Origin of the sequence: Bacillus sp. SG20033 (assembly GCF_044570195.1) — a bacterium.
GTDB classification, from domain to species: Bacteria; Bacillota; Bacilli; order Bacillales; family Bacillaceae; genus Bacillus; species Bacillus subtilis.
The window spans coordinates 2,895,143-2,915,090 of sequence record NZ_CP172606.1 but is presented as its reverse complement, the minus strand read 5'-3'; the positions used below and the strand labels follow the sequence as shown (position 1 = coordinate 2,915,090).

The following is a 19,948-nucleotide window of genomic DNA, read 5'->3' as shown; positions in this document are numbered from 1 at the left end:
TTCAATAGAAGAGGTGTAACACGATGCCGAATAAGCGGTTAATGCTATTACTTCTGTGTATTATCATATTGGTGGCTATGATTGGATTTTCGCTGAAGGGCGGCCGCAATACCACCTGGCCTGAGAAAGTGATCGGCGATACGACGGGAGTATTTCAAAATATTTTTCATACGCCTGCCGAATTTTTTGCAGGAATATTTGAGAACATCAATGATTTAAAAAACACATACAAAGAAAACGAGCGTCTAAGAGAAAAACTTGACGGACAGACACAATATGAAGCCAAGCTTCAAGAGCTTGAAGAAGAAAACAAATCCTTGCGTGACGAGCTTGGCCATGTCAAATCGATTAAAGATTACAAGCCGATTTTAGCAACGGTCATCGCCAGAAGCCCTGATAATTGGGCCAAACAGGTCACCATTAACAAGGGGACTCAGCAAAACGTAGCGAAAGATATGGCCGTTACAAACGAAAAAGGCGCATTAATCGGCAAGATCAAAAGCTCCGGACTTAACAATTTTACGTCTACTGTTCAGCTTTTAAGCGATACTGACCGCAATAACAGAGTCGCGACAAAAATTTCCGGAAAAAAAGGCAGCAAAGGCTACGGCTTGATCGAAGGATATGACAAAGAGAAAAAACGTCTTAAGATGACAATTATTGAGCGTAAGGATAAACAAGACGTGAAAAAAGGCGATCTTATTGAAACATCAGGGACAGGCGGTGTTTTCCCAGAAGGGCTGACAATCGGTGAAGTGACTGATATCGAGTCAGATTCCTATGGACTGACAAAGGTTGCTTATGTAAAACCTGCGGCTGACCTTACAGATTTAAATAATGTGATCGTTGTTAACCGTGACGTGCCGACTGTCGATACAGAGGAGGAAGGATCGTGAAACGTTTCCTTCTCCCTTTCGTTATGATGCTTGTTTTTTCTGCGGAAAGCATTTTTACAGATTTGGTGCATTTTCCTTTCGTTACAGATGACCAAGTGCTCGCCCCGCGTTTTTTGATGCTTGTATTGATATTCATGTCGGCTTTTATCAACCAAAAACACGCGATGATTTACGGATTTATTTTTGGTTTTCTATATGACATGAACTATACAAGTCTATTAGGCGTTTACATGTTTGGTTTTGCAGGGCTATGCTATTTGGCTTCAAAAGCGTTTAAAGTGTTGCATACAAACGCATTTGTAGTGATATTGATAGCAGTTCTGGCTGTCTGTCTGCTCGAATTTTACGTATTCGGCATTCAGTCTTTGATTCATAAAGATATTATGACGTTTAACGGATTTGTGCTTGACCGGTTTATACCGACAATTTTATTAAATATTGCAGCAGCTCTTATTCTTGTTCTGCCATTTAGATTGTTTTTTATGAGTCTAAAGAAAGAATTGAGAGATGAGTAAAAAGGATTTTATCTTTTTTTGACGAAATGAGTATGTTGTTGAGGTGAATATTGTGAAGACCAAAAAGCAGCAATATGTAACAATAAAAGGAACAAAGAATGGACTAACATTGCATCTGGATGATGCGTGTTCTTTTGATGAGCTTCTCGATGGTCTTCAGAATATGCTGTCAATTGAACAATATACCGATGGAAAAGGCCAGAAAATCAGCGTTCATGTTAAGCTGGGAAATCGCTTTTTATATAAGGAGCAAGAGGAACAGCTAACCGAATTGATTGCGTCAAAGAAAGATTTGTTTGTTCATTCTATTGACAGTGAAGTCATTACTAAAAAAGAAGCACAGCAGATAAGAGAGGAAGCCGAAATTATTTCTGTTTCAAAAATTGTCCGTTCAGGCCAAGTGCTGCAGGTAAAAGGCGACTTGCTCCTGATCGGTGACGTGAATCCCGGCGGAACAGTCAGGGCCGGAGGGAACATTTTTGTTCTGGGCTCACTGAAAGGAATCGCGCATGCCGGATTTAATGGAAATAATCAAGCGGTCATCGCCGCCTCTGAAATGCTTCCGACACAATTAAGAATCAATCATGTGTTAAATCGCTCCCCAGACCACATTCAAAAAGGGAACGAAATGGAATGTGCTTATTTAGATACAGACGGAAATATGGTCATTGAACGCCTTCAACATTTGGCTCATTTAAGACCTGATCTAACAAGGCTTGAGGGAGGAATGTGAATTGGGTGAGGCTATCGTAATAACTTCGGGAAAAGGCGGAGTAGGTAAGACAACAACATCTGCGAACCTCGGTACCGCCTTAGCCATTTTAGGGAAGCGCGTATGCTTAGTAGATACTGATATAGGACTGCGCAACCTTGATGTTGTAATGGGTCTTGAAAATAGAATTATTTACGATCTGGTAGACGTTGTAGAGGGCAGATGCAAAATGCATCAGGCGCTCGTAAAAGACAAACGTTTCGATGATCTGCTCTATTTAATGCCCGCTGCTCAAACGAGCGATAAGACAGCTGTTGCTCCTGAACAAATTAAAAACATGGTCCAAGAGCTCAAACAGGAATTTGACTATGTCATCATAGACTGTCCTGCCGGAATCGAGCAAGGGTACAAAAATGCCGTTTCCGGAGCTGATAAAGCGATTGTGGTCACTACGCCTGAAATCTCAGCTGTTCGTGATGCTGACCGTATTATAGGGCTGCTGGAGCAAGAAGAAAATGTTGAATCGCCGCGGCTTGTTGTAAACAGAATCAGAAATCACCTGATGAAAAACGGTGACACGATGGATATCGACGAAATCGTACAGCATCTGTCGATCGATTTGCTTGGAATCGTGGCTGATGATGATGAAGTCATCAAAGCTTCCAACCATGGTGAACCAATTGCGATGGACCCTAAAAATCGCGCTTCTATTGCATATCGCAATATTGCCCGCCGCATCTTAGGTGAATCTGTTCCTTTACAGGTGCTTGAAGAGCAAAACAAAGGAATGATGGCTAAGATTAAGTCATTTTTCGGCGTAAGATCTTAATGTGATAGAATCAAAGAGAAGAATCTGACAAAGCATATGCTGTGTCAGGTTTTTTTGTTTTTGCCTGCTTTGTTCTTGACTAAACCGAATATTTGCCATGGACAAGACATATGATGTACAAACCCAACGAATGCAAAGGATGATGGCAATGAGTCACAGAGCAGATGAAATCAGAAAACGATTAGAGAAAAGAAGAAAGCAGCTTTCCGGCTCAAAGCGTTTCTCTACTCAGACAGTTTCTGAAAAGCAGAAACCCCCGTCCTGGGTGATGGTAACGGATCAGGAAAAACATGGAACAATCCCGGTTTATGAAGATAACATGCCAACATTCAACGGAAAACACCCATTGGTGAAAACAGATTCAATTATCCTGAAATGTCTTCTGTCGGCCTGCCTAGTTCTCGTTTCAGCTATAGCCTATAAAACAAACATTGGACCCGTCAGTCAGATTAAACCCGCCGTAGCCAAAACCTTTGAAACTGAATTTCAATTTGCCTCAGCAAGCCATTGGTTCGAAACCAAATTCGGAAATCCGCTTGCTTTCCTGGCTCCTGAACACAAAAATAAGGAACAGCAGATTGAAGTAGGCAAAGATCTGATCGCGCCTGCATCCGGGAAAGTACAGCAGGATTTTCAGGACAATGGGGAAGGAATTAAAGTCGAAACAAGCAGTGATAAGATTGATAGTGTAAAAGAAGGCTATGTGGTTGAAGTCAGCAAAGACAGCCAGACGGGACTGACGGTTAAGGTGCAGCATGCTGACAACACCTATAGTATCTATGGCGAGCTCAAAGATGTGGATGTTGCTTTATATGATTTTGTGGATAAAGGCAAAAAGCTCGGTTCGATTAAGCTTGATGATCATAATAAAGGGGTCTATTATTTTGCCATGAAAGACGGCGATAAATTTATTGATCCGATTCAGGTGATTTCATTTGAATAAATGGCTCGACCTTATCTTAAAGATCCATGTGCATCCTTTTCTTTGGATTATCGCGGCGCTGGGCTTGCTCACAGGCCATATGAAAGCATTATTATGTCTGCTCCTGATTGTATTGATTCATGAGCTGGGGCATGCTGCTCTGGCTGTGTTTTTTTCTTGGAGAATCAAGCGTGTTTTTTTGCTGCCGTTTGGCGGAACGGTCGAAGTGGAAGAGCACGGGAATCGGCCGTTAAAGGAAGAGTTTGCGGTCATTATTGCCGGCCCTCTTCAGCACATCTGGCTTCAGTTTGCCGCCTGGATGCTTGCAGAAGTCTCAGTGATTCATCAGCATACCTTTGAACTCTTCACCTTTTATAATCTTTCTATCTTATTTGTCAATTTACTGCCGATCTGGCCGCTGGATGGAGGAAAACTGTTATTTTTGTTGTTTTCCAAACAGCTGCCTTTTCAAAAGGCTCACCGGCTTAATCTAAAAACGTCGCTCTGCTTCTGCCTGTTGCTCGGGTGCTGGGTTTTATTCGTGATTCCTCTGCAAATCAGCGCATGGGTTTTGTTTGTCTTTCTGGCTGTTTCCTTGTTTGAGGAATATCGGCAAAGGCACTATATCCATGTGAGATTTCTCCTCGAAAGGTATTACGGAAAAAACAGGGAGCTTGAGAAACTTCTGCCGCTGACAGTAAAGGCGGAGGATAAAGTCTATCATGTGATGGCCGAGTTCAAACGTGGCTGTAAGCATCCGATTATTATAGAAAAATCAGGCCAAAAGCTCAGCCAGCTTGACGAGAATGAAGTGCTGCACGCTTACTTTGCCGATAAGCGGACGAATTCTTCCATGGAGGAACTGCTTCTGCCCTACTAACTAAAACTGATTGACAAACGCCTTGTATTTTGGTATATTTTTTAATGTTATGGATGTAGCACCATTGCTACAACCGCTCAGTACAGGTGTTAAGAGCTTTTACAGCCCCCTGGTATCTGGCGAGTCTTAGTCTAATAGGAGGTGCAGAGAATGTACGCAATCATTAAAACAGGCGGTAAACAAATCAAAGTTGAAGAAGGCCAAACTGTTTACATCGAAAAACTTGCTGCTGAAGCAGGTGAAACAGTTACTTTTGAAGACGTTTTGTTTGTTGGCGGAGACAACGTGAAAGTCGGCAACCCTACAGTTGAAGGCGCAACAGTAACGGCTAAAGTTGAAAAACAAGGCCGCGCGAAAAAAATCACTGTTTTCAGATACAAACCAAAGAAAAACGTTCATAAAAAACAAGGTCATCGTCAGCCTTACACTAAAGTGACGATCGAAAAAATCAACGCGTAAGCATGATTCGGGCAACAATCAGGAGGTCTCATGATAAAGGCATATTGTCTTTTGAAATGACGGGCCATGCGAATTTTGCTGAACATGGACAAGATCTTGTTTGTGCCGGAGTGACAGCCGTTGTGTTTGGAGCCGTTAACGCGGTCATTGTGCTCGCGGGCTTCGAGCCGCTTCTTGATATAGGGGAGGACGGGGGTTATTTTTATTTTGAATTCCCTGAATCTCTTGATCCAGAGGCACGCCAAAAAGCTCAGCTGCTGATTGAAGGCATGATTGTTTCGCTGGAGACAATCGAACGGGATTACAAAGACAACTTGCGTGTGACCACAAACATAATATAGGAGGTGAGCTACATGCTTAGATTAGATCTTCAGTTTTTCGCTTCTAAAAAAGGAGTAGGTTCTACAAAGAACGGACGTGACTCTGAGGCTAAACGTTTAGGTGCTAAACGTGCTGACGGTCAATTCGTAACAGGCGGTTCTATCCTTTACCGTCAACGCGGAACAAAAATTTACCCAGGTGAAAACGTGGGCCGCGGCGGAGATGACACTCTATTTGCGAAAATCGACGGAACTGTTAAATTCGAACGTTTCGGCCGTGACCGCAAAAAAGTGAGCGTATATCCTGTAGCTCAATAATGATTCAAAAAACTCCGGTCGATGATGACTGGAGTTTTTTTTGCAATATGCGGAGTAAACACCTAGAATGAAATGCAGAGTATGTGCGAGCAGACCCCGCCAAGAATGAGAATAAACATCTCAAACCCACTGGATATGTTCCCCAAGCAGTAATACATAAAATGTTCTGCCTGGCTACAAATCAACCAAAGCCAGAAAAAAGGAACATGATATTTCTGGGAAAAACAATTGTTTTTCTAACAAAGCCTTCTCTGTTATAATTCATAATACACACTTATACAGACTCCTAAATAAGAAATTAAATGATTGGGAGTGCGAAAATGAAGGATGTTTCAAAAAATCAAGAAGAAAATATAAGCGACACGGCATTAACAAACGAACTGATTCATCTGCTTGGCCATTCCCGGCATGATTGGATGAATAAGCTGCAGCTGATTAAAGGAAACTTAAGCTTGCAGAAGTATGACCGCGTCTTTGAAATGATTGAAGAAATGGTTATAGACGCAAAGCACGAATCAAAGCTCTCAAACCTGAAAACACCGCATTTGGCGTTTGATTTTCTTACGTTTAATTGGAAAACCCATTATATGACGCTTGAATATGAAGTTCTCGGAGAAATTAAGGATTTGTCGGCTTATGATCAAAAGCTGGCGAAACTGATGAGAAAGCTGTTTCATCTGTTTGATCAAGCAGTCAGCAGAGAGAGTGAAAATCATTTAACGGTTTCGCTTCAAACAGATCATCCTGACAGACAGCTGATTCTGTACCTTGATTTTCACGGCGCCTTTGCCGATCCATCTGCTTTTGATGATATTCGGCAGAATGGATATGAGGACATTGACATCATGCGTTTTGAAATCACGAGTCACGAATGTTTGATTGAAATAGGGTTGGACTAGCGGAGTTTTTAACGGTTTAGAACGGAGGACATTATGTTTGTAGATCAGGTCAAAGTATATGTAAAAGGCGGCGACGGCGGCAACGGTATGGTTGCGTTTCGCCGTGAAAAATATGTGCCGAAAGGCGGCCCTGCCGGCGGTGACGGAGGAAAGGGAGGAGACGTCGTTTTTGAAGTAGATGAAGGTCTCCGCACCCTGATGGATTTTAGATACAAAAAACACTTTAAAGCGATTCGCGGCGAGCATGGCATGTCCAAAAACCAGCACGGACGAAATGCTGATGATATGGTCATTAAAGTTCCGCCGGGCACCGTTGTGACAGACGATGATACGAAACAGGTCATCGCTGATTTAACAGAGCACGGACAGCGGGCTGTCATTGCAAGAGGCGGAAGAGGCGGAAGAGGAAATAGCCGCTTTGCTACACCGGCTAATCCCGCGCCTCAGCTTTCAGAAAACGGCGAGCCGGGAAAAGAACGCTACATTGTTCTTGAATTAAAAGTGCTTGCGGATGTCGGGCTTGTCGGGTTCCCGAGTGTGGGAAAATCGACTTTGCTGTCTGTTGTCTCATCTGCAAAACCGAAAATTGCGGACTATCACTTTACAACGCTTGTCCCGAATCTCGGCATGGTTGAAACGGATGACGGACGCAGCTTTGTCATGGCTGATTTGCCAGGACTGATTGAAGGCGCACACCAAGGCATCGGCCTGGGCCACCAGTTTTTGCGCCATATTGAACGGACGAGGGTTATTGTTCACGTCATTGACATGTCAGGCTTAGAAGGCCGTGATCCGTATGAGGATTATCTTACGATTAACCAGGAGCTGAGCGAGTACAATCTGCGTCTCACTGAGCGTCCGCAAATTATCGTTGCAAATAAAATGGACATGCCGGAGGCTGCGGAAAATCTCGAAGCCTTTAAAGAAAAGCTGACGGATGATTATCCGGTATTCCCGATCAGTGCGGTGACAAGAGAAGGTCTGCGTGAGCTTCTGTTTGAGGTTGCCAATCAGCTTGAGAACACACCGGAATTCCCGCTGTATGACGAGGAAGAGCTTACACAAAACCGTGTCATGTACACGATGGAAAATGAAGAAGTGCCATTTAACATTACACGCGATCCAGACGGTGTATTTGTGCTTTCAGGAGACAGCCTTGAGCGGTTATTCAAGATGACTGATTTCTCACGTGATGAATCGGTTAAACGGTTTGCAAGACAGATGCGCGGAATGGGTGTTGATGAAGCACTCAGAGAACGCGGAGCCAAGGATGGAGATATAATCAGGCTTCTGGAATTTGAATTTGAATTTATTGATTAATGAATGTTGGCTGAAAAGAGAGCCTGGTGCCAGGCTCTCTATTTTAAAGGGGGGATGCAAATGAAAGAGGAGACATTTTATCTTGTCCGTGAAGATGTATTGCCCGATGCAATGAGAAAAACATTAGAAGTCAAAAAGCTGCTTGATCGAAAAAAAGCAGATTCAGTAGCAGATGCCGTTCAAAAGGTCGATTTAAGCAGAAGTGCGTTTTATAAATACAGGGATGCTGTTTTTCCATTCTACACCATGGTAAAAGAACAAATTATCACACTTTTCTTTCATTTGGAGGATAGGTCAGGTGCGTTATCTCAGCTTCTTCAGGCGGTAGCTGATTCTGGAAGCAACGTTCTTTCCATTCACCAGACCATTCCGCTTCAAGGCAGAGCAAATGTGACACTGTCTATCAGTACGTCGGCAATGGAAGAAGACATTCATACATTAATGAATAAACTCAGGAAGTTTGATTTTGTAGAAAAGGTTGAAATATTAGGTTCAGGTGCATAAGGGAGAGAAAATCGTCATGAAAGTCGGTTATTTAGGTCCAGCAGCTACATTTACACATCTAGCAGTCAGTTCTTGTTTTCAAAACGGCGCCGAACATGTTGCTTACCGCACCATTCCGGAGTGTATAGATGCAGCCGTTGCAGGCGAAGTTGATTTTGCTTTTGTTCCTTTGGAAAATGCATTAGAAGGATCTGTTAATCTAACAATAGACTATTTAATACATGAACAGCCCTTGCCAATCGTGGGTGAAATGACGTTGCCGATTCATCAGCACTTGCTCGTCCATCCCTCTAGAGAGAATGCATGGAAAGAGCTCGACAAAATTTACTCACATTCACACGCGATTGCGCAATGCCATAAATTTCTTCATCGACATTTTCCTTCCGTTCCATATGAATACGCCAATTCTACCGGGGCGGCAGCAAAGTTTGTCAGTGACCATCCCGAGCTGAATATCGGGGTCATTGCCAATGATATGGCAGCTTCTACATACGAATTAAAAATCGTGAAACGGGATATACAGGATTATAGGGACAATCATACAAGATTTGTTATCCTGTCTCCTGATGAAAACATATCTTTTGAAGTGAATTCAAAATTGAGTTCTAGGCCCAAAACGACCTTAATGGTCATGCTGCCGCAGGATGATCAGTCCGGGGCGCTGCATAGAGTGCTGTCTGCATTTTCTTGGAGGAATTTAAACTTGTCAAAAATTGAGTCACGTCCGACTAAAACCGGATTAGGCCATTATTTCTTTATTATTGATATTGAGAAAGCGTTTGATGATGTATTGATTCCAGGGGCCATGCAGGAGCTTGAAGCGCTCGGCTGCAAAGTGAAGCTCCTGGGTGCATACCAGTCTTACCAATTATAAAAAAGCCCTCTAGAGGGCTTTTTTTAGTCTTTAATTAAAATGCCGGCTTCTTCGAGGGCTTGGCAAGCTTGATCGATGCGATGTTCATCAGGTGCTGTCAGTGTATGCAGGTGCACGCCGTCGGTCAGCTGTGATAAGTAGGCAGCATTCGTAGAATTGATTTTTTTAATGAAATGGCTAACTTCCTTCCGGGTGCCTACTTGGATGGCTGCAGTTAAATCTCCATACACGGGATGCTCGATTTTTACGTCTTTTACTGTAACGCCTTCGTCGACGATGAGCTGCAGTTCCTCTTCTGTCCGTTCAGGACCGTGCAGACATGCTATGATTCTTTCTGCCTGCTGGTGCTGCTGAGCGGCTGCATCCATGTATACATATCCTTGGCTTGTGGCGATAATCGGTACATTTTTCGCTTTCAAGAGCGATATATCCTGTACAATAACCTGTCTTGAAACGTTCGCTTTTTTTGCGAGTTCTCCTCCTGTCAGCGGTGATTTAGATTCCTTCAGCCACAGAAGAAGCTGGTCACGCCTGTTGGCGCCCATTAGCTTTAATTCTTCGGTCAATATCAAATTCTCCTTTCTTTTGTTCCCAAAGCACTGTAAACGTATGTAATAACTGTTCCAGCTGTTCAGCTGTTGTATGCCTGCCAAAAGAGATGCGGATAAATTGCAGAGCTTCTTGTTCGGTTTTTCTTAATGCTTTCATTGTTTCAGACGGACCGTGGTAACCTGCAGAACAAGCGCTGCCGGTTGAAATGCAAATATTACTCCGATTACATTCTAACATAACATATTGTCCTTCAAATGAGTGAAAAAAACACCCTATAATATGCGGAAGACATTCTGCTTGCGAAGTGTCTGCCGCAAGGGTTACAGGGAGAGACCGAATACGGATCTGGTCTAGAAAGTATGTTCTTAATGCCTCATTGCGGGATATCTGTTTTTCCATTTCGCTTACGATCAATTCTGCAGCGGCAGTGAAGGCACCGATCCCGGGAACATTTACGGTGCCGGCTCTGAATCCGTATTCGTGAGTAGTCAGAGGATAAACGGGTTTCCAAGGGACATCCGGACGGATATAGACCGCCCCTACTCCTTTTGGACCGTGGATTTTATGGCTGGACATTGAGAGTGCATCTACTCCCAGATTTTTTGTATTGATCGGGATCTTTCCAAACGTTTGAACAGCGTCGCAATGAAGAAGAATGCCCTTATTGTGCAGGTATGAAGACAGGCGGTGAATGGGCTGAATGATCCCGGTTTCAGAATTTGCATGCTGAATAGATACAAGGCCTGTTTCCGGCCGGATATGGGCTAGTAATATTTCCTCGGTAATAAGCCCGTATTCATTCGGTTCAATGACTGTTACATCATATCCCTGCTGTTCCAAAAAAGCAGCGCAATTGTGAATGGACTGATGCTCCATGGCAGTTGTAATAAAATGTCTTTTCGTTTTTGGCAGGCCGTTTAGCAATGATTGAATGGCCAGAAAATTGGATTCAGTGCCGCCGCTTGTAAAATAGATGCCGCTTGCTTCTCCGCCAATGATGTTGGCGATTTTTTCACGGCAGTACTCCAGTATGTGCTTTGCTTTTCCTCCTGCATCATGCAGGCTGCTGGCATTTCCGTACATATCCATACTAAGCTTCTGATATACAGTAAGGGCTTCCTCACAAATAGGCGTTGTCGCTGCATAATCTAAATAAATCATCCGGTCTTCCTCCATCCGTTCTCCATAAAAAACTCTTGAGTTTATTTTATCCTTGTGTAAATATAGGTGTCAAGACAGGTGTAAACAACAGGAGGATGGCATATGTCTAAAAAGACGATTGCAGTCATCGGTTCAGGAGCGGCGGCACTTTCCTTAGCTGCAGCTTTCCCGCCCTCATACGAAGTGACTGTTATCACAAAAAAAAGCGTCAAAAACAGCAATTCTGTCTATGCACAAGGCGGGATTGCTGCGGCCTATGCAAAAGATGACTCGATTGAAGCCCATCTGGAGGATACGTTATACGCAGGGTGCGGCCATAATAATCTAGCTATTGCAGCAGACGTATTACATGATGGAAAAATGATAGTTCAAAGCCTATTGGAGCGTGGATTTCCATTCGACCGCAATGAACGAGGCGGTGTTTGTCTTGGAAGAGAAGGGGCCCACTCATACAACCGCATATTTCATGCAGGCGGAGACGCAACAGGCAGGCTGCTTATCGATTATTTGCTCAAACGGATCAACAGCAAAATCAAGTTAATCGAGAATGAAACGGCAGCAGATTTGCTTATAGAGGACGGACGATGTATCGGCGTCATGACAAAAGACAGCAAAGGGCGGCTCAAGGTAAGGCACGCAGACGAAGTTGTGCTGGCTGCCGGCGGCTGTGGAAACCTGTTTCTTCACCATACGAATGATCTCACTGTCACAGGTGACGGTCTTTCTCTGGCTTACCGGGCCGGGGCGGAATTAACGGATTTGGAGTTTACTCAGTTTCACCCGACACTGCTTGTGAAAAATGGTGTTTCCTACGGGCTTGTTTCAGAAGCTGTCAGAGGGGAAGGCGGATGTTTAGTAGACGAAAACGGCCGCAGGATTATGGCTGAACGGCATCCTTTAGGTGACCTGGCTCCAAGAGATATTGTCTCACGGGTTATTCACGAAGAAATGGCAAAAGGAAATCGCGTTTATATAGACTTCAGTGCGATTTCTGATTTTGAAACGCGTTTCCCTACCATCACCGCTATTTGTGAAAAAGCAGGGATTGATATCCACAGCGGAAAAATTCCTGTTGCTCCGGGAATGCATTTCTTAATGGGAGGTGTTTCAGTTAATCGCTGGGGAGAAACGACAGTGCCGGGGCTTTATGCGATTGGCGAGACAGCATGCTCCGGTTTACATGGAGCAAACCGGCTTGCAAGCAATTCTTTATTGGAAGCGCTGGTATTTGGAAAAAGGGCAGCAGAGCATATTATCCAAAAACCGGTTTATAACAGGCAATATCAATCAGGGCTAGAAACCAGTGTCTTCTACGAGGTGCCGGATATAGAGGGGCATGAACTGCAAAGCAAAATGACAAGCCACATGTCTATTCTGCGGGAACAAAGCAGTTTGATTGAGCTTAGCATCTGGCTTCATACGCTGCCTTTTCAGGAAGTAAATGTGAAGGATATCACAATTCGGCAGATGGAACTTTCTCATCTATGGCAAACTGCAAAGCTGATGACGTTTTCTGCGCTTTTGCGGGAGGAAAGCAGAGGGGCTCACTTCCGCACCGATTTTCCTCATGCTGAGGTGAGCTGGCAAGGAAGACAAATTGTCCATACAAAAAAAGGAACGAAGATCAGAAAAAACGAGGGGATTTGGAACAATGAATCATTTACAGCTGAAAAAATTACTGAATCACTTTTTTCTTGAGGATATTGGGACAGGGGATCTTACATCGCAGTCTATTTTTGGAGAACAGAGCTGTGAAGCGGAGATTGTTGCAAAGTCAGAGGGTATTTTTGCAGGAGCAGCGATCATAAAAGAAGGCTTTTCGTTATTGGACGAAAATGTTCAAATCATTTTACACAAAAAAGATGGGGACATGTTGCATAAAGGTGAAGTGATTGCCGAGTTACACGGTCCCGCAGCTGCGCTCCTTTCAGGAGAGCGGGTGGTATTAAATCTTATTCAGAGGCTGTCAGGAATTGCGACAATGACAAGAGAGGCTGTTCGGTGTCTGGATGATGAACAGATTAAAATTTGTGACACGAGAAAAACAACACCGGGGCTCAGAATGCTGGAGAAATATGCTGTCAGAGCCGGCGGCGGGTATAATCATCGATTCGGTTTGTATGACGGCATCATGATTAAAGATAATCATATCGCAGCATGCAGTTCTATTTTAGAGGCGTGCAAAAAAGCCCGTCAGGCCGCAGGGCACATGGTAAATATCGAGGTGGAAATTGAAACGGAGGGACAGCTGCGGGAAGCAATTGCAGCTGGCGCGGATGTCATTATGTTTGACAACTGTCCGCCTGATACGGTCCGTCATTTTGCAAAGCTCACACCGGATCATATAAAAACTGAAGCCTCTGGCGGGATTACGTTAGAATCTTTGCCTGCTTTTAAAGGGACGGGTGTGAATTATATTTCATTAGGATTTCTGACTCATTCCGTCAAAAGTTTAGATATCAGCATGGATGTTACGTTATCAAATGAATCTGTGGAGGAATGCCGTTATGTCAATTCTTGATGTGATCAAACTATCGAATGATATGATGCCCGAAAGTTATAAAGAACTATCGAGAAAGGATATGGAAACGCGCGTTGCCGCCATTAAGAAAAAGTTCGGCAGCAGGCTCTTTATACCAGGCCATCATTATCAAAAGGATGAAGTGATACAATTTGCTGACCAAACAGGCGACTCCCTGCAATTGGCTCAAGTAGCGGAAAAAAACAAAGATGCGGATTATATCTTATTTTGCGGCGTTCACTTTATGGCAGAAACCGCCGATATGCTGACAAGCGAGCAGCAAACGGTCGTCCTGCCAGATATGAGAGCTGGATGTTCTATGGCTGACATGGCTGACATGCAGCAGACCAATAGGGCATGGAAGAAGCTTCAGCATATATTTGGAGATACGATCATACCTTTAACTTATGTGAACTCCACTGCGGAGATCAAGGCATTCGTCGGAAAGCATGGCGGAGCAACTGTGACTTCTTCGAATGCGAAAAAAGTGCTTGAATGGGCGTTTACACAGAAAAAAAGAATTTTATTTTTGCCTGATCAGCATTTAGGGAGAAATACGGCTTATGATCTGGGCATTGCGCTTGAAGATATGGCTGTGTGGGACCCGATGAAAGATGAATTAGTAGCTGAATCCGGGCATACGAATGTGAAAGTGATTTTGTGGAAAGGGCATTGCTCTGTTCACGAGAAATTCACCACTAAAAATATCCATGATATGAGAGAGCGAGACCCCGACATTCAGATCATTGTGCACCCGGAATGCTCACACGAAGTCGTGACACTAAGCGATGATAACGGATCAACGAAATATATTATCGACACAATCAATCAGGCTCCGGCGGGAAGCAAGTGGGCAATCGGGACAGAAATGAATCTTGTTCAGCGGATCATTCACGAGCATCCAGATAAACAAATCGAATCACTCAACCCTGACATGTGCCCTTGCCTGACAATGAACCGAATTGATTTGCCGCATTTGTTGTGGTCGCTGGAACAAATTGAAAAAGGAGAACCTTCAGGCGTCATCAAGGTGCCAAAAGCCATTCAGGAAGATGCACTCCTTGCCCTGAATCGAATGCTTTCGATCACGTAGATCAGAAATATTTTCCCTTCCTTTACTCATAACTTCTTTTGTTCAGGCATATGTTGTGAAGAAACATATTGTAATCACAGCTGAACTGTTCACGTTTTGCATAGGAGGGGAAAACGTTGAAAATCCATATCGTTCAAAAAGGCGATTCGCTCTGGAAAATAGCTGAAAAGTACGGAGTCGATGTTGAGGAAGTGAAAAAACTCAATACACAGCTTAGTAATCCAGACTTAATCATGCCTGGAATGAAAATAAAAGTGCCGTCAGAAGGAGTCCCGGTCAGAAAAGAGCCAAAAGCGGGCAAAAGTCCTGCGGCCGGGAGTGTGAAGCAAGAACATCCATATGCGAAAGAGAAGCCTAAATCCGTTGTCGATGTAGAAGACACAAAGCCGAAAGAAAAGAAGTCCATGCCGTATGTCCCGCCGATGCCTAATTTGCAGGAAAATGTGTACCCTGAAGCTGATGTGAACGATTATTATGATATGAAACAGCTTTTCCAGCCTTGGTCGCCTCCTAAACCGGAGGAGCCGAAACAACATCATGACGGAAATATGGATCATATGTATCATATGCAAGACCAATTTCCACAACAGGAGGCTATGAGTAATATGGAAAATGCAAATTATCCGAATATGCCTAATATGCCAAAGGCGCCAGAGGTAGGCGGTATAGAAGAGGAAAACGTTCATCACACAGTTCCGAATATGCCGATGCCGGCTGTTCAGCCTTATTATCATTATCCGGCTCATTTCGTACCGTGTCCGGTGCCTGTTTCGCCAATTCTTCCAGGATCAGGATTATGCTATCCGTACTATCCGGCACAGGCTTTTCCAATGCATCCGATGCATGGATACCAGCCAGGCTTTGTATCGCCTCAGTATGACCCGGGTTATGAAAACCAGCATCATGAAAACAGCCATCACGGACATTACGGTTCATACGGTGCGCCGCAATACGCATCTCCGGCTTATGGATCTCCGTATGGACATATGCCGTATGGCCCTTATTACGGCACTCCCCAAGTAATGGGAGCATACCAGCCTGCTGCGGCTCATGGTTACATGCCATACAAAGATCATGACGACTGCGGCTGTGACGGTGATCATCAGCCATATTTCTCTGCACCTGGCCATTCGGGAATGGGAGCTTATGGAAGCCCTAATATGCCATATGGCACAGCTAACCCAAATCCAAACCCATATTCGGCAGGAGTTTCTATGCCAATGACGAATCAGCCTTCTGTAAACCAAATGTTTGGCCGGCCGGAAGAAGAAAATGAGTGATCGTTCGGAACGATGTAAATCGTTCCTTTTTTTGTTTTCAAGCAGATCACTGCCAAATGGAGAGAACTGACACGCTTAACATGCCCCCCATACGCACATGATAAAAGCGAGCAAACATGCTCAATTCGTCCACGGGGGGTTTTTCCATTGGGTAAAAAAATGACGATCGCTAGCCTGATTCTAATGACAGCCGGCTTAACAGCATGCGGAGCAAACGATAATGCTATGAATGATACGCGGAATAACGGCAATACCCGTCCAATCGGATATTATACAAATGAAAATGACGCCGATAGACAGGGAGACGGAATCGACCACGATGGTCCTGTTTCTGAATTAATGGAGGATCAGAACGACGGTAACCGAAACACCACGAATGTAAATAACCGTGACCGTGTTACTGCTGACGATCGTGTTCCTTTGGCAACTGACGGAACATATAACAACACGAATAACCGAAACATGAATCGGAATGCAGCGAACAACGGGTATGACAACCAAGAAAACAGAAGACTGGCTGCAAAAATTGCCAACCGTGTGAAACAAGTGAAAAACATCAATGACACACAAGTTATGGTATCGGATGACCGAGTAGTTATCGCAGTCAAAAGCCACAGAGAGTTCACAAAGTCTGACAGAGATAATGTCGTAAAAGCAGCGCGCAACTATGCAAATGGCCGTGACGTCCAAGTATCAACAGATAAAGGGCTGTTCAGAAAACTTCATAAAATGAACAACCGCTAGGAAGGAAGGGCTGCCGGAAGTGATATTCGGCAGCCTTTTTCTTTGCATCAGCGAACAATTCCCATTAAAGTGTACATAGAAAATGTAAAAGAAGGTGAAAACATGGCAGGCCATTCCAAGTGGAAAAACATTCAAAAAAGAAAAAATGCACAGGATGCAAAGCGCGGGAAAATATTTATGAAGCTGGCAAAAGAAATCTATGTGGCAGCGAAAGAAGGCGGAGCGGATCCAGAAGCAAATTCAGCATTGCGTCTTGTTATCGAAAAAGCAAAAGGCGCCAATATGCCGAATGAAAATATAGATAGGGCCATTAAAAAAGCTGCGGGAGGCCAAGATGGAAGCAGTTATGAAGAAATCACCTATGAAGGCTACGGCCCTTCAGGGATTGCCGTGATGGTTGAATGCGTAACAGATAATAAAAACCGAACGGCGTCAAATGTGCGGACAGCCTTTAATAAAAATGGCGGAAGTCTGGGAGAAAGCGGATGTGTAGCCTTTTTATTTGAACGGAAGGGTTTCATTACGATAGACCGCACTGAACGGCAAATAGAAGAAGATGAGCTCATGCTTGATGTGCTTGAAGCAGGAGGAGAAGAGCTGCGAATTGAAGAAGACCTATATGAGGTTTTCACAGAGCCTGAGCATTTTGAAGAGGTGAAAACAGCCCTCGAATCGAAATATCCAATTTCTTCGGCGGAGGTGACCATGCTTCCCAATACCTATGCAGATGCCGATGATCAGGCTGTTGAGAAGCTGGAAACATTAATAGACATCCTTGAAGATGACGATGATGTTCAAGAAGTGTATACAAACTATCGCTCATAAAAAACCGGCACGATGTCATATCGGGCCGGTTTTAGTATGTTCAGGAGACACGTTCACTATCATGAGTGTATTCTTTCTCCCAGAAATCAGCGTTTTTGATACCCAGCGCTTTTGGATCAAAGACCGGGTCTAAGCCCTGCTTCTTTTGGCGCTCATAATCCTTTAAAGCAAGAAGCGCCGGTTTGGCAAGCAGCACAATGGCAATGACGTTCAGCCATACCATAATGCCAAGCCCTGCATCCCCTAATGCCCAAGCAAGTGAAGCTGTTTTCACAGTACCATAGAATGTGGCGGCTAAAATAATCAGTTTTAAGCCAAGCATTGCCCATTTGCTTTCTCTGCCTCGTGCTAAATAGGCGATATTTGTTTCTGCGATGTAGTAATACGCCATAATTGTTGTAAAAGCGAAGAAGAATAAAGCGATGGCAACAAAGCCTGCACCGAATCCGGGAAGAACACTGTCAATTGCCGCTTGTGTGAAACCAGGTCCTGCTTCTACGCCTTTAAGCTGGTGAACGATAAAGGAACCATCTGCAGCCTGGGTATTGTACATGCCGGTAAACAAGATCATGAAAGCTGTAGCGGAACATACAAACAAGGTGTCAATATAAACAGAAAATGCCTGAACCAGTCCCTGCTTGACCGGATGAGAAACCTCTGCAGCGGCTGCCGGATGCGGGCCTGTTCCCTGGCCGGCTTCGTTTGAGTAAATGCCACGTTTAACGCCCCAGGAAATCGCCATGCCGATCAAGCCGCCAAAAGCGGAATCCAATGCAAAGGCGCTTTTGAATATTAATGAGAGCACAGCAGGTAATTCAGACACATTCATGACAATAATAATCAAAGACAGCAGGATATATCCAATGGCCATAAATGGAACAATCATTTGCGCCGCACTGGCAATTCGTTTGACGCCGCCAAAAATAATAAACCCTAATAATAAAACCAGACCGCACCCTGTGACGAAAGGAGAGATGCCGAATGCATTTTGGATCCCAGCCGCAATGGAGTTGGACTGTACGCCTGGCATTAGAAAGGCCATCGCAATAAGGGCAGCAGCGGCAAATAAGACGGCAAACCACTTAATGCCTAAGCCTTTTTCTATATAATAAGCAGGGCCGCCCCGATATTGACCGTCTTGTTTCACTTTGTAAATTTGAGCAAGTGTTGATTCTACAAAGGCACTCGCCGCCCCGATAAAGGCAATCGCCCACATCCAGAACACCGCACCGGGTCCGCCGAATGCAATTGCTGTCGCCACTCCCGCGATGTTTCCTGTGCCCACACGGCCGGACAGCGCAATCGATAACGCTTGGAAAGATGAAACGCCGGCTTCAGAGCTCTTGCCTTTGAACATCTGAACAATCATTTCTTTTAAATGTCGGACTTGTAAAAAACGGGTCATAATTGAAAAGGCGAATCCAATTCCCAATAAAATATAAATGACGGGCGTACTCCATAAGACCGCATTCAAACTAGCAACAAAATCTGCCATCAAGCTTCCCCCTCACTTCAAATTCGAATACATGTATAAAAAGGATTTTGGTCTAATCGAACTATTTCTACAATCGATTTGTCACATTATATGACCTGTAATTATCAATAAGAAGAGGAAGGGAAAAAGAAAAAACGCGGCGTATCGACTACGCTGCGTTTTTCTACAGAGGCAAACTTATGGCAATTGTTATAAAATCCTTCAGCAACAAATAGCCTAGTTCAGTCAAACCGTATATAAAGGATAAAGCAATCACAAAATGATTGAAATGCTTGTCATCATTTGTTCCGTTTATCTTATTCATGTTTCATCACCTCGCTGTCGCCTGCGGCGGTTCTTCACGGATCCAATGATCATCTTTTCGCCAATCATATGTTTCATCAGTATCAAGATGTAAAGTCTGATTGCCGATTTTCACTGTATTGTGATTGATCCACGTCACTGCTGGGCGGCTGTCTGGGTAATTCCAGTAGATTGTTCTCTTGACAAGTGTTTTTTCATTTACAAGTTCACCTCTGGCTGCATCTAAGCTCAAGGTGTTTTCGGATACATAAGTGTTTAACGTATAGCTGCCGTCCGGCGATTCAACCGATTGGACGAGATTTCCTTTCGGAACGTTTTTTAATGAAAATAACATCCAATAGATGGCGCCGCCGAAGAAGACCAGCAGGGCAAACATAATAAGCGGGATGTTGCTGCGTGTCTTAATGTGACTCTCTCCCTTTTTTTCTCTCATTTTACTATATATCGGATTCATATAATCTTTACATTTCTTTAAAATTACCTCAATAAAGCAATGATAAGATGAAATAAAGCCAATAAAGGGTGA

At 43.9% G+C, this 19,948-nt stretch carries 24 protein-coding genes, 1 pseudogene and 1 other annotated feature; of the genes and pseudogenes, 19 read left to right on the top strand and 6 right to left on the bottom strand.

Annotated elements, in window-relative coordinates; genetic code table 11:
* The first annotated feature begins 23 nt into the window (after nucleotides 1–23).
* The 9 genes from mreC (at nucleotide 24) to rpmA (ending at nucleotide 5,851) form a co-directional block, all read left to right on the top strand.
* Nucleotides 24–896: a rod shape-determining protein MreC gene (gene mreC, locus ACFVP7_RS15500; protein ID WP_003222609.1), complete on the top strand. Its 873-nt coding sequence runs from the start codon at nucleotides 24–26 to the stop codon at nucleotides 894–896.
* A complete protein-coding gene (gene mreD / locus ACFVP7_RS15495) occupies nucleotides 893–1,411 on the top strand; it encodes a rod shape-determining protein MreD (RefSeq protein ID WP_004398811.1) in 519 nt (172 codons plus the stop codon). The genes mreC and mreD overlap by 4 nt, the downstream gene beginning before the upstream one ends.
* Nucleotides 1,412–1,463: 52 nt before the next feature.
* A complete protein-coding gene (minC, locus tag ACFVP7_RS15490) occupies nucleotides 1,464–2,144 on the top strand; it encodes a septum site-determining protein MinC (protein ID WP_004398901.1) in 681 nt (226 codons plus the stop codon).
* 1 nt (nucleotide 2,145) lies between these two features.
* On the top strand, nucleotides 2,146–2,952 hold the full coding sequence (minD, locus tag ACFVP7_RS15485; protein ID WP_014664846.1) for a septum site-determining protein MinD: 807 nt from the start codon (nucleotides 2,146–2,148) through the stop codon (nucleotides 2,950–2,952).
* Nucleotides 2,953–3,100: 148 nt separating this feature from the next.
* Nucleotides 3,101–3,895, top strand: coding sequence for a stage IV sporulation protein SpoIVFA (gene spoIVFA / locus ACFVP7_RS15480; RefSeq protein ID WP_087614643.1), 795 nt, complete (start codon nucleotides 3,101–3,103; stop codon nucleotides 3,893–3,895).
* Nucleotides 3,888–4,754 carry a stage IV sporulation intramembrane metalloprotease SpoIVFB gene (gene spoIVFB, locus ACFVP7_RS15475; RefSeq protein WP_004398649.1) on the top strand — a complete coding sequence of 289 codons (867 nt, stop codon included), beginning with the start codon at nucleotides 3,888–3,890 and terminating at the stop codon, nucleotides 4,752–4,754. The genes spoIVFA and spoIVFB overlap by 8 nt, the downstream gene beginning before the upstream one ends.
* A 61-nt stretch (nucleotides 4,755–4,815) precedes the next feature.
* Nucleotides 4,816–4,891: a sequence feature (ribosomal protein L21 leader region), on the top strand.
* Nucleotides 4,892–4,904: 13 nt separating this feature from the next.
* Nucleotides 4,905–5,213 carry a 50S ribosomal protein L21 gene (gene rplU / locus ACFVP7_RS15470; protein WP_003229668.1) on the top strand — a complete coding sequence of 103 codons (309 nt, stop codon included), beginning with the start codon at nucleotides 4,905–4,907 and terminating at the stop codon, nucleotides 5,211–5,213.
* A 2-nt stretch (nucleotides 5,214–5,215) separates the two neighbouring features.
* Complete coding sequence (locus ACFVP7_RS15465; RefSeq protein WP_396582439.1) at nucleotides 5,216–5,554, top strand: ribosomal-processing cysteine protease Prp; 339 nt, start codon at nucleotides 5,216–5,218, stop codon at nucleotides 5,552–5,554.
* 12 nt (nucleotides 5,555–5,566) lie between these two features.
* A complete protein-coding gene (gene rpmA / locus ACFVP7_RS15460; RefSeq protein ID WP_003222623.1) occupies nucleotides 5,567–5,851 on the top strand; it encodes a 50S ribosomal protein L27 in 285 nt (94 codons plus the stop codon).
* Nucleotides 5,852–6,028: 177 nt separating this feature from the next.
* Here rpmA and ACFVP7_RS15455 read toward each other — a convergent pair.
* Nucleotides 6,029–6,094 (bottom strand): annotated as a pseudogene (locus ACFVP7_RS15455) (hypothetical protein); the annotation flags it as partial.
* Nucleotides 6,095–6,171: 77 nt separating this feature from the next.
* Here ACFVP7_RS15455 and spo0B point away from each other — a divergent pair.
* The 4 genes from spo0B to pheA are packed head-to-tail and all read left to right on the top strand — an operon-like array spanning nucleotide 6,172 to nucleotide 9,448.
* Nucleotides 6,172–6,750, top strand: coding sequence for a sporulation initiation phosphotransferase Sop0B (gene spo0B / locus ACFVP7_RS15450; protein ID WP_014480451.1), 579 nt, complete (start codon nucleotides 6,172–6,174; stop codon nucleotides 6,748–6,750).
* A 33-nt stretch (nucleotides 6,751–6,783) separates the two neighbouring features.
* On the top strand, nucleotides 6,784–8,070 hold the full coding sequence (gene obgE / locus ACFVP7_RS15445) for a GTPase ObgE (RefSeq protein WP_029727119.1): 1,287 nt from the start codon (nucleotides 6,784–6,786) through the stop codon (nucleotides 8,068–8,070).
* Nucleotides 8,071–8,130: 60 nt separating this feature from the next.
* Nucleotides 8,131–8,574, top strand: a complete 444-nt coding sequence (thrR, locus tag ACFVP7_RS15440; RefSeq protein ID WP_003222630.1) for a transcriptional regulator ThrR — start codon at nucleotides 8,131–8,133, stop codon at nucleotides 8,572–8,574.
* A 16-nt stretch (nucleotides 8,575–8,590) separates the two neighbouring features.
* Nucleotides 8,591–9,448 carry a prephenate dehydratase gene (pheA, locus tag ACFVP7_RS15435; RefSeq protein ID WP_014477545.1) on the top strand — a complete coding sequence of 286 codons (858 nt, stop codon included), beginning with the start codon at nucleotides 8,591–8,593 and terminating at the stop codon, nucleotides 9,446–9,448.
* A gap of 23 nt (nucleotides 9,449–9,471) precedes the next feature.
* Here pheA and ACFVP7_RS15430 read toward each other — a convergent pair whose 3' ends face one another.
* Both ACFVP7_RS15430 and nifS read right to left on the bottom strand, forming a co-directional pair.
* Complete coding sequence (locus tag ACFVP7_RS15430) at nucleotides 9,472–10,014, bottom strand: transcription repressor NadR (RefSeq protein ID WP_004398582.1); 543 nt, start codon at nucleotides 10,012–10,014, stop codon at nucleotides 9,472–9,474.
* Nucleotides 9,974–11,161 carry a cysteine desulfurase NifS gene (nifS, locus tag ACFVP7_RS15425; protein ID WP_029727121.1) on the bottom strand — a complete coding sequence of 396 codons (1,188 nt, stop codon included), beginning with the start codon at nucleotides 11,159–11,161 and terminating at the stop codon, nucleotides 9,974–9,976. Before nifS ends, ACFVP7_RS15430 begins: the two co-directional genes overlap by 41 nt.
* Before the next feature lie 102 nt (nucleotides 11,162–11,263).
* On the opposite strand from nifS, the gene nadB reads away from it, so the two are divergent.
* The 6 genes from nadB to ACFVP7_RS15395 all read left to right on the top strand — a co-directional run bounded on the left by nadB (nucleotide 11,264) and on the right by ACFVP7_RS15395 (nucleotide 17,624).
* On the top strand, nucleotides 11,264–12,859 hold the full coding sequence (gene nadB, locus ACFVP7_RS15420; protein WP_338730643.1) for an L-aspartate oxidase: 1,596 nt from the start codon (nucleotides 11,264–11,266) through the stop codon (nucleotides 12,857–12,859).
* Entirely contained in the window at nucleotides 12,813–13,682 is an 870-nt protein-coding gene (gene nadC / locus ACFVP7_RS15415; protein ID WP_338730642.1) for a carboxylating nicotinate-nucleotide diphosphorylase, read from the top strand. Before nadB ends, nadC begins: the two co-directional genes overlap by 47 nt.
* Entirely contained in the window at nucleotides 13,669–14,775 is a 1,107-nt protein-coding gene (gene nadA / locus ACFVP7_RS15410; protein WP_338730641.1) for a quinolinate synthase NadA, read from the top strand. The genes nadC and nadA overlap by 14 nt, the downstream gene beginning before the upstream one ends.
* Before the next feature lie 116 nt (nucleotides 14,776–14,891).
* Nucleotides 14,892–16,055, top strand: coding sequence for a spore coat assembly protein SafA (gene safA / locus ACFVP7_RS15405; protein WP_029946089.1), 1,164 nt, complete (start codon nucleotides 14,892–14,894; stop codon nucleotides 16,053–16,055).
* A 147-nt stretch (nucleotides 16,056–16,202) separates the two neighbouring features.
* Nucleotides 16,203–16,799 (top strand): spore germination protein SgpA, encoded by a 597-nt coding sequence (gene sgpA, locus ACFVP7_RS15400; protein ID WP_015714450.1) that lies wholly within the window; start codon nucleotides 16,203–16,205, stop codon nucleotides 16,797–16,799.
* A 102-nt stretch (nucleotides 16,800–16,901) separates the two neighbouring features.
* The gene (locus tag ACFVP7_RS15395) at nucleotides 16,902–17,624 is read left to right on the top strand and encodes a YebC/PmpR family DNA-binding transcriptional regulator (RefSeq protein ID WP_041339264.1); all 723 of its coding nucleotides are present in this window, start codon (nucleotides 16,902–16,904) and stop codon (nucleotides 17,622–17,624) included.
* Nucleotides 17,625–17,664: 40 nt separating this feature from the next.
* Here the strand turns inward: ACFVP7_RS15395 and ACFVP7_RS15390 are convergent, their stop codons facing one another.
* The 3 genes from ACFVP7_RS15390 to ACFVP7_RS15380 all read right to left on the bottom strand — a co-directional run bounded on the left by ACFVP7_RS15390 (nucleotide 17,665) and on the right by ACFVP7_RS15380 (nucleotide 19,798).
* Entirely contained in the window at nucleotides 17,665–19,119 is a 1,455-nt protein-coding gene (locus ACFVP7_RS15390) for a sodium:alanine symporter family protein (RefSeq protein WP_017696342.1), read from the bottom strand.
* A gap of 163 nt (nucleotides 19,120–19,282) precedes the next feature.
* Entirely contained in the window at nucleotides 19,283–19,423 is a 141-nt protein-coding gene (locus ACFVP7_RS15385; RefSeq protein ID WP_017696343.1) for a hypothetical protein, read from the bottom strand.
* A 6-nt stretch (nucleotides 19,424–19,429) separates the two neighbouring features.
* Nucleotides 19,430–19,798, bottom strand: a complete 369-nt coding sequence (locus ACFVP7_RS15380; protein WP_338734168.1) for a DUF5412 family protein — start codon at nucleotides 19,796–19,798, stop codon at nucleotides 19,430–19,432.
* Nucleotides 19,799–19,948 lie beyond the last annotated feature (150 nt).

Excerpts from the sequence above, each read along its gene's own strand:
- mreC (WP_003222609.1), top strand. The coding sequence starts at position 24 with ATGCCGAATAAGCGGTTAATGCTATTACTTCTGTGTATTATCATATTG.
- spoIVFA (WP_087614643.1), top strand. The coding sequence starts at position 3,101 with ATGAGTCACAGAGCAGATGAAATCAGAAAACGATTAGAGAAAAGAAGA.
- rplU (WP_003229668.1), top strand. The coding sequence starts at position 4,905 with ATGTACGCAATCATTAAAACAGGCGGTAAACAAATCAAAGTTGAAGAA.
- ACFVP7_RS15465 (WP_396582439.1), top strand. The coding sequence starts at position 5,216 with ATGATTCGGGCAACAATCAGGAGGTCTCATGATAAAGGCATATTGTCT.
- rpmA (WP_003222623.1), top strand. The coding sequence starts at position 5,567 with ATGCTTAGATTAGATCTTCAGTTTTTCGCTTCTAAAAAAGGAGTAGGT.
- spo0B (WP_014480451.1), top strand. The coding sequence starts at position 6,172 with ATGAAGGATGTTTCAAAAAATCAAGAAGAAAATATAAGCGACACGGCA.
- obgE (WP_029727119.1), top strand. The coding sequence starts at position 6,784 with ATGTTTGTAGATCAGGTCAAAGTATATGTAAAAGGCGGCGACGGCGGC.
- thrR (WP_003222630.1), top strand. The coding sequence starts at position 8,131 with ATGAAAGAGGAGACATTTTATCTTGTCCGTGAAGATGTATTGCCCGAT.
- pheA (WP_014477545.1), top strand. The coding sequence starts at position 8,591 with ATGAAAGTCGGTTATTTAGGTCCAGCAGCTACATTTACACATCTAGCA.
- nifS (WP_029727121.1), bottom strand. The coding sequence starts at position 11,161 with ATGATTTATTTAGATTATGCAGCGACAACGCCTATTTGTGAGGAAGCC.
- nadB (WP_338730643.1), top strand. The coding sequence starts at position 11,264 with ATGTCTAAAAAGACGATTGCAGTCATCGGTTCAGGAGCGGCGGCACTT.
- nadC (WP_338730642.1), top strand. The coding sequence starts at position 12,813 with ATGAATCATTTACAGCTGAAAAAATTACTGAATCACTTTTTTCTTGAG.
- nadA (WP_338730641.1), top strand. The coding sequence starts at position 13,669 with ATGTCAATTCTTGATGTGATCAAACTATCGAATGATATGATGCCCGAA.
- ACFVP7_RS15395 (WP_041339264.1), top strand. The coding sequence starts at position 16,902 with ATGGCAGGCCATTCCAAGTGGAAAAACATTCAAAAAAGAAAAAATGCA.
- ACFVP7_RS15390 (WP_017696342.1), bottom strand. The coding sequence starts at position 19,119 with ATGGCAGATTTTGTTGCTAGTTTGAATGCGGTCTTATGGAGTACGCCC.
- ACFVP7_RS15385 (WP_017696343.1), bottom strand. The coding sequence starts at position 19,423 with ATGAATAAGATAAACGGAACAAATGATGACAAGCATTTCAATCATTTT.
- ACFVP7_RS15380 (WP_338734168.1), bottom strand. The coding sequence starts at position 19,798 with ATGTTTGCCCTGCTGGTCTTCTTCGGCGGCGCCATCTATTGGATGTTA.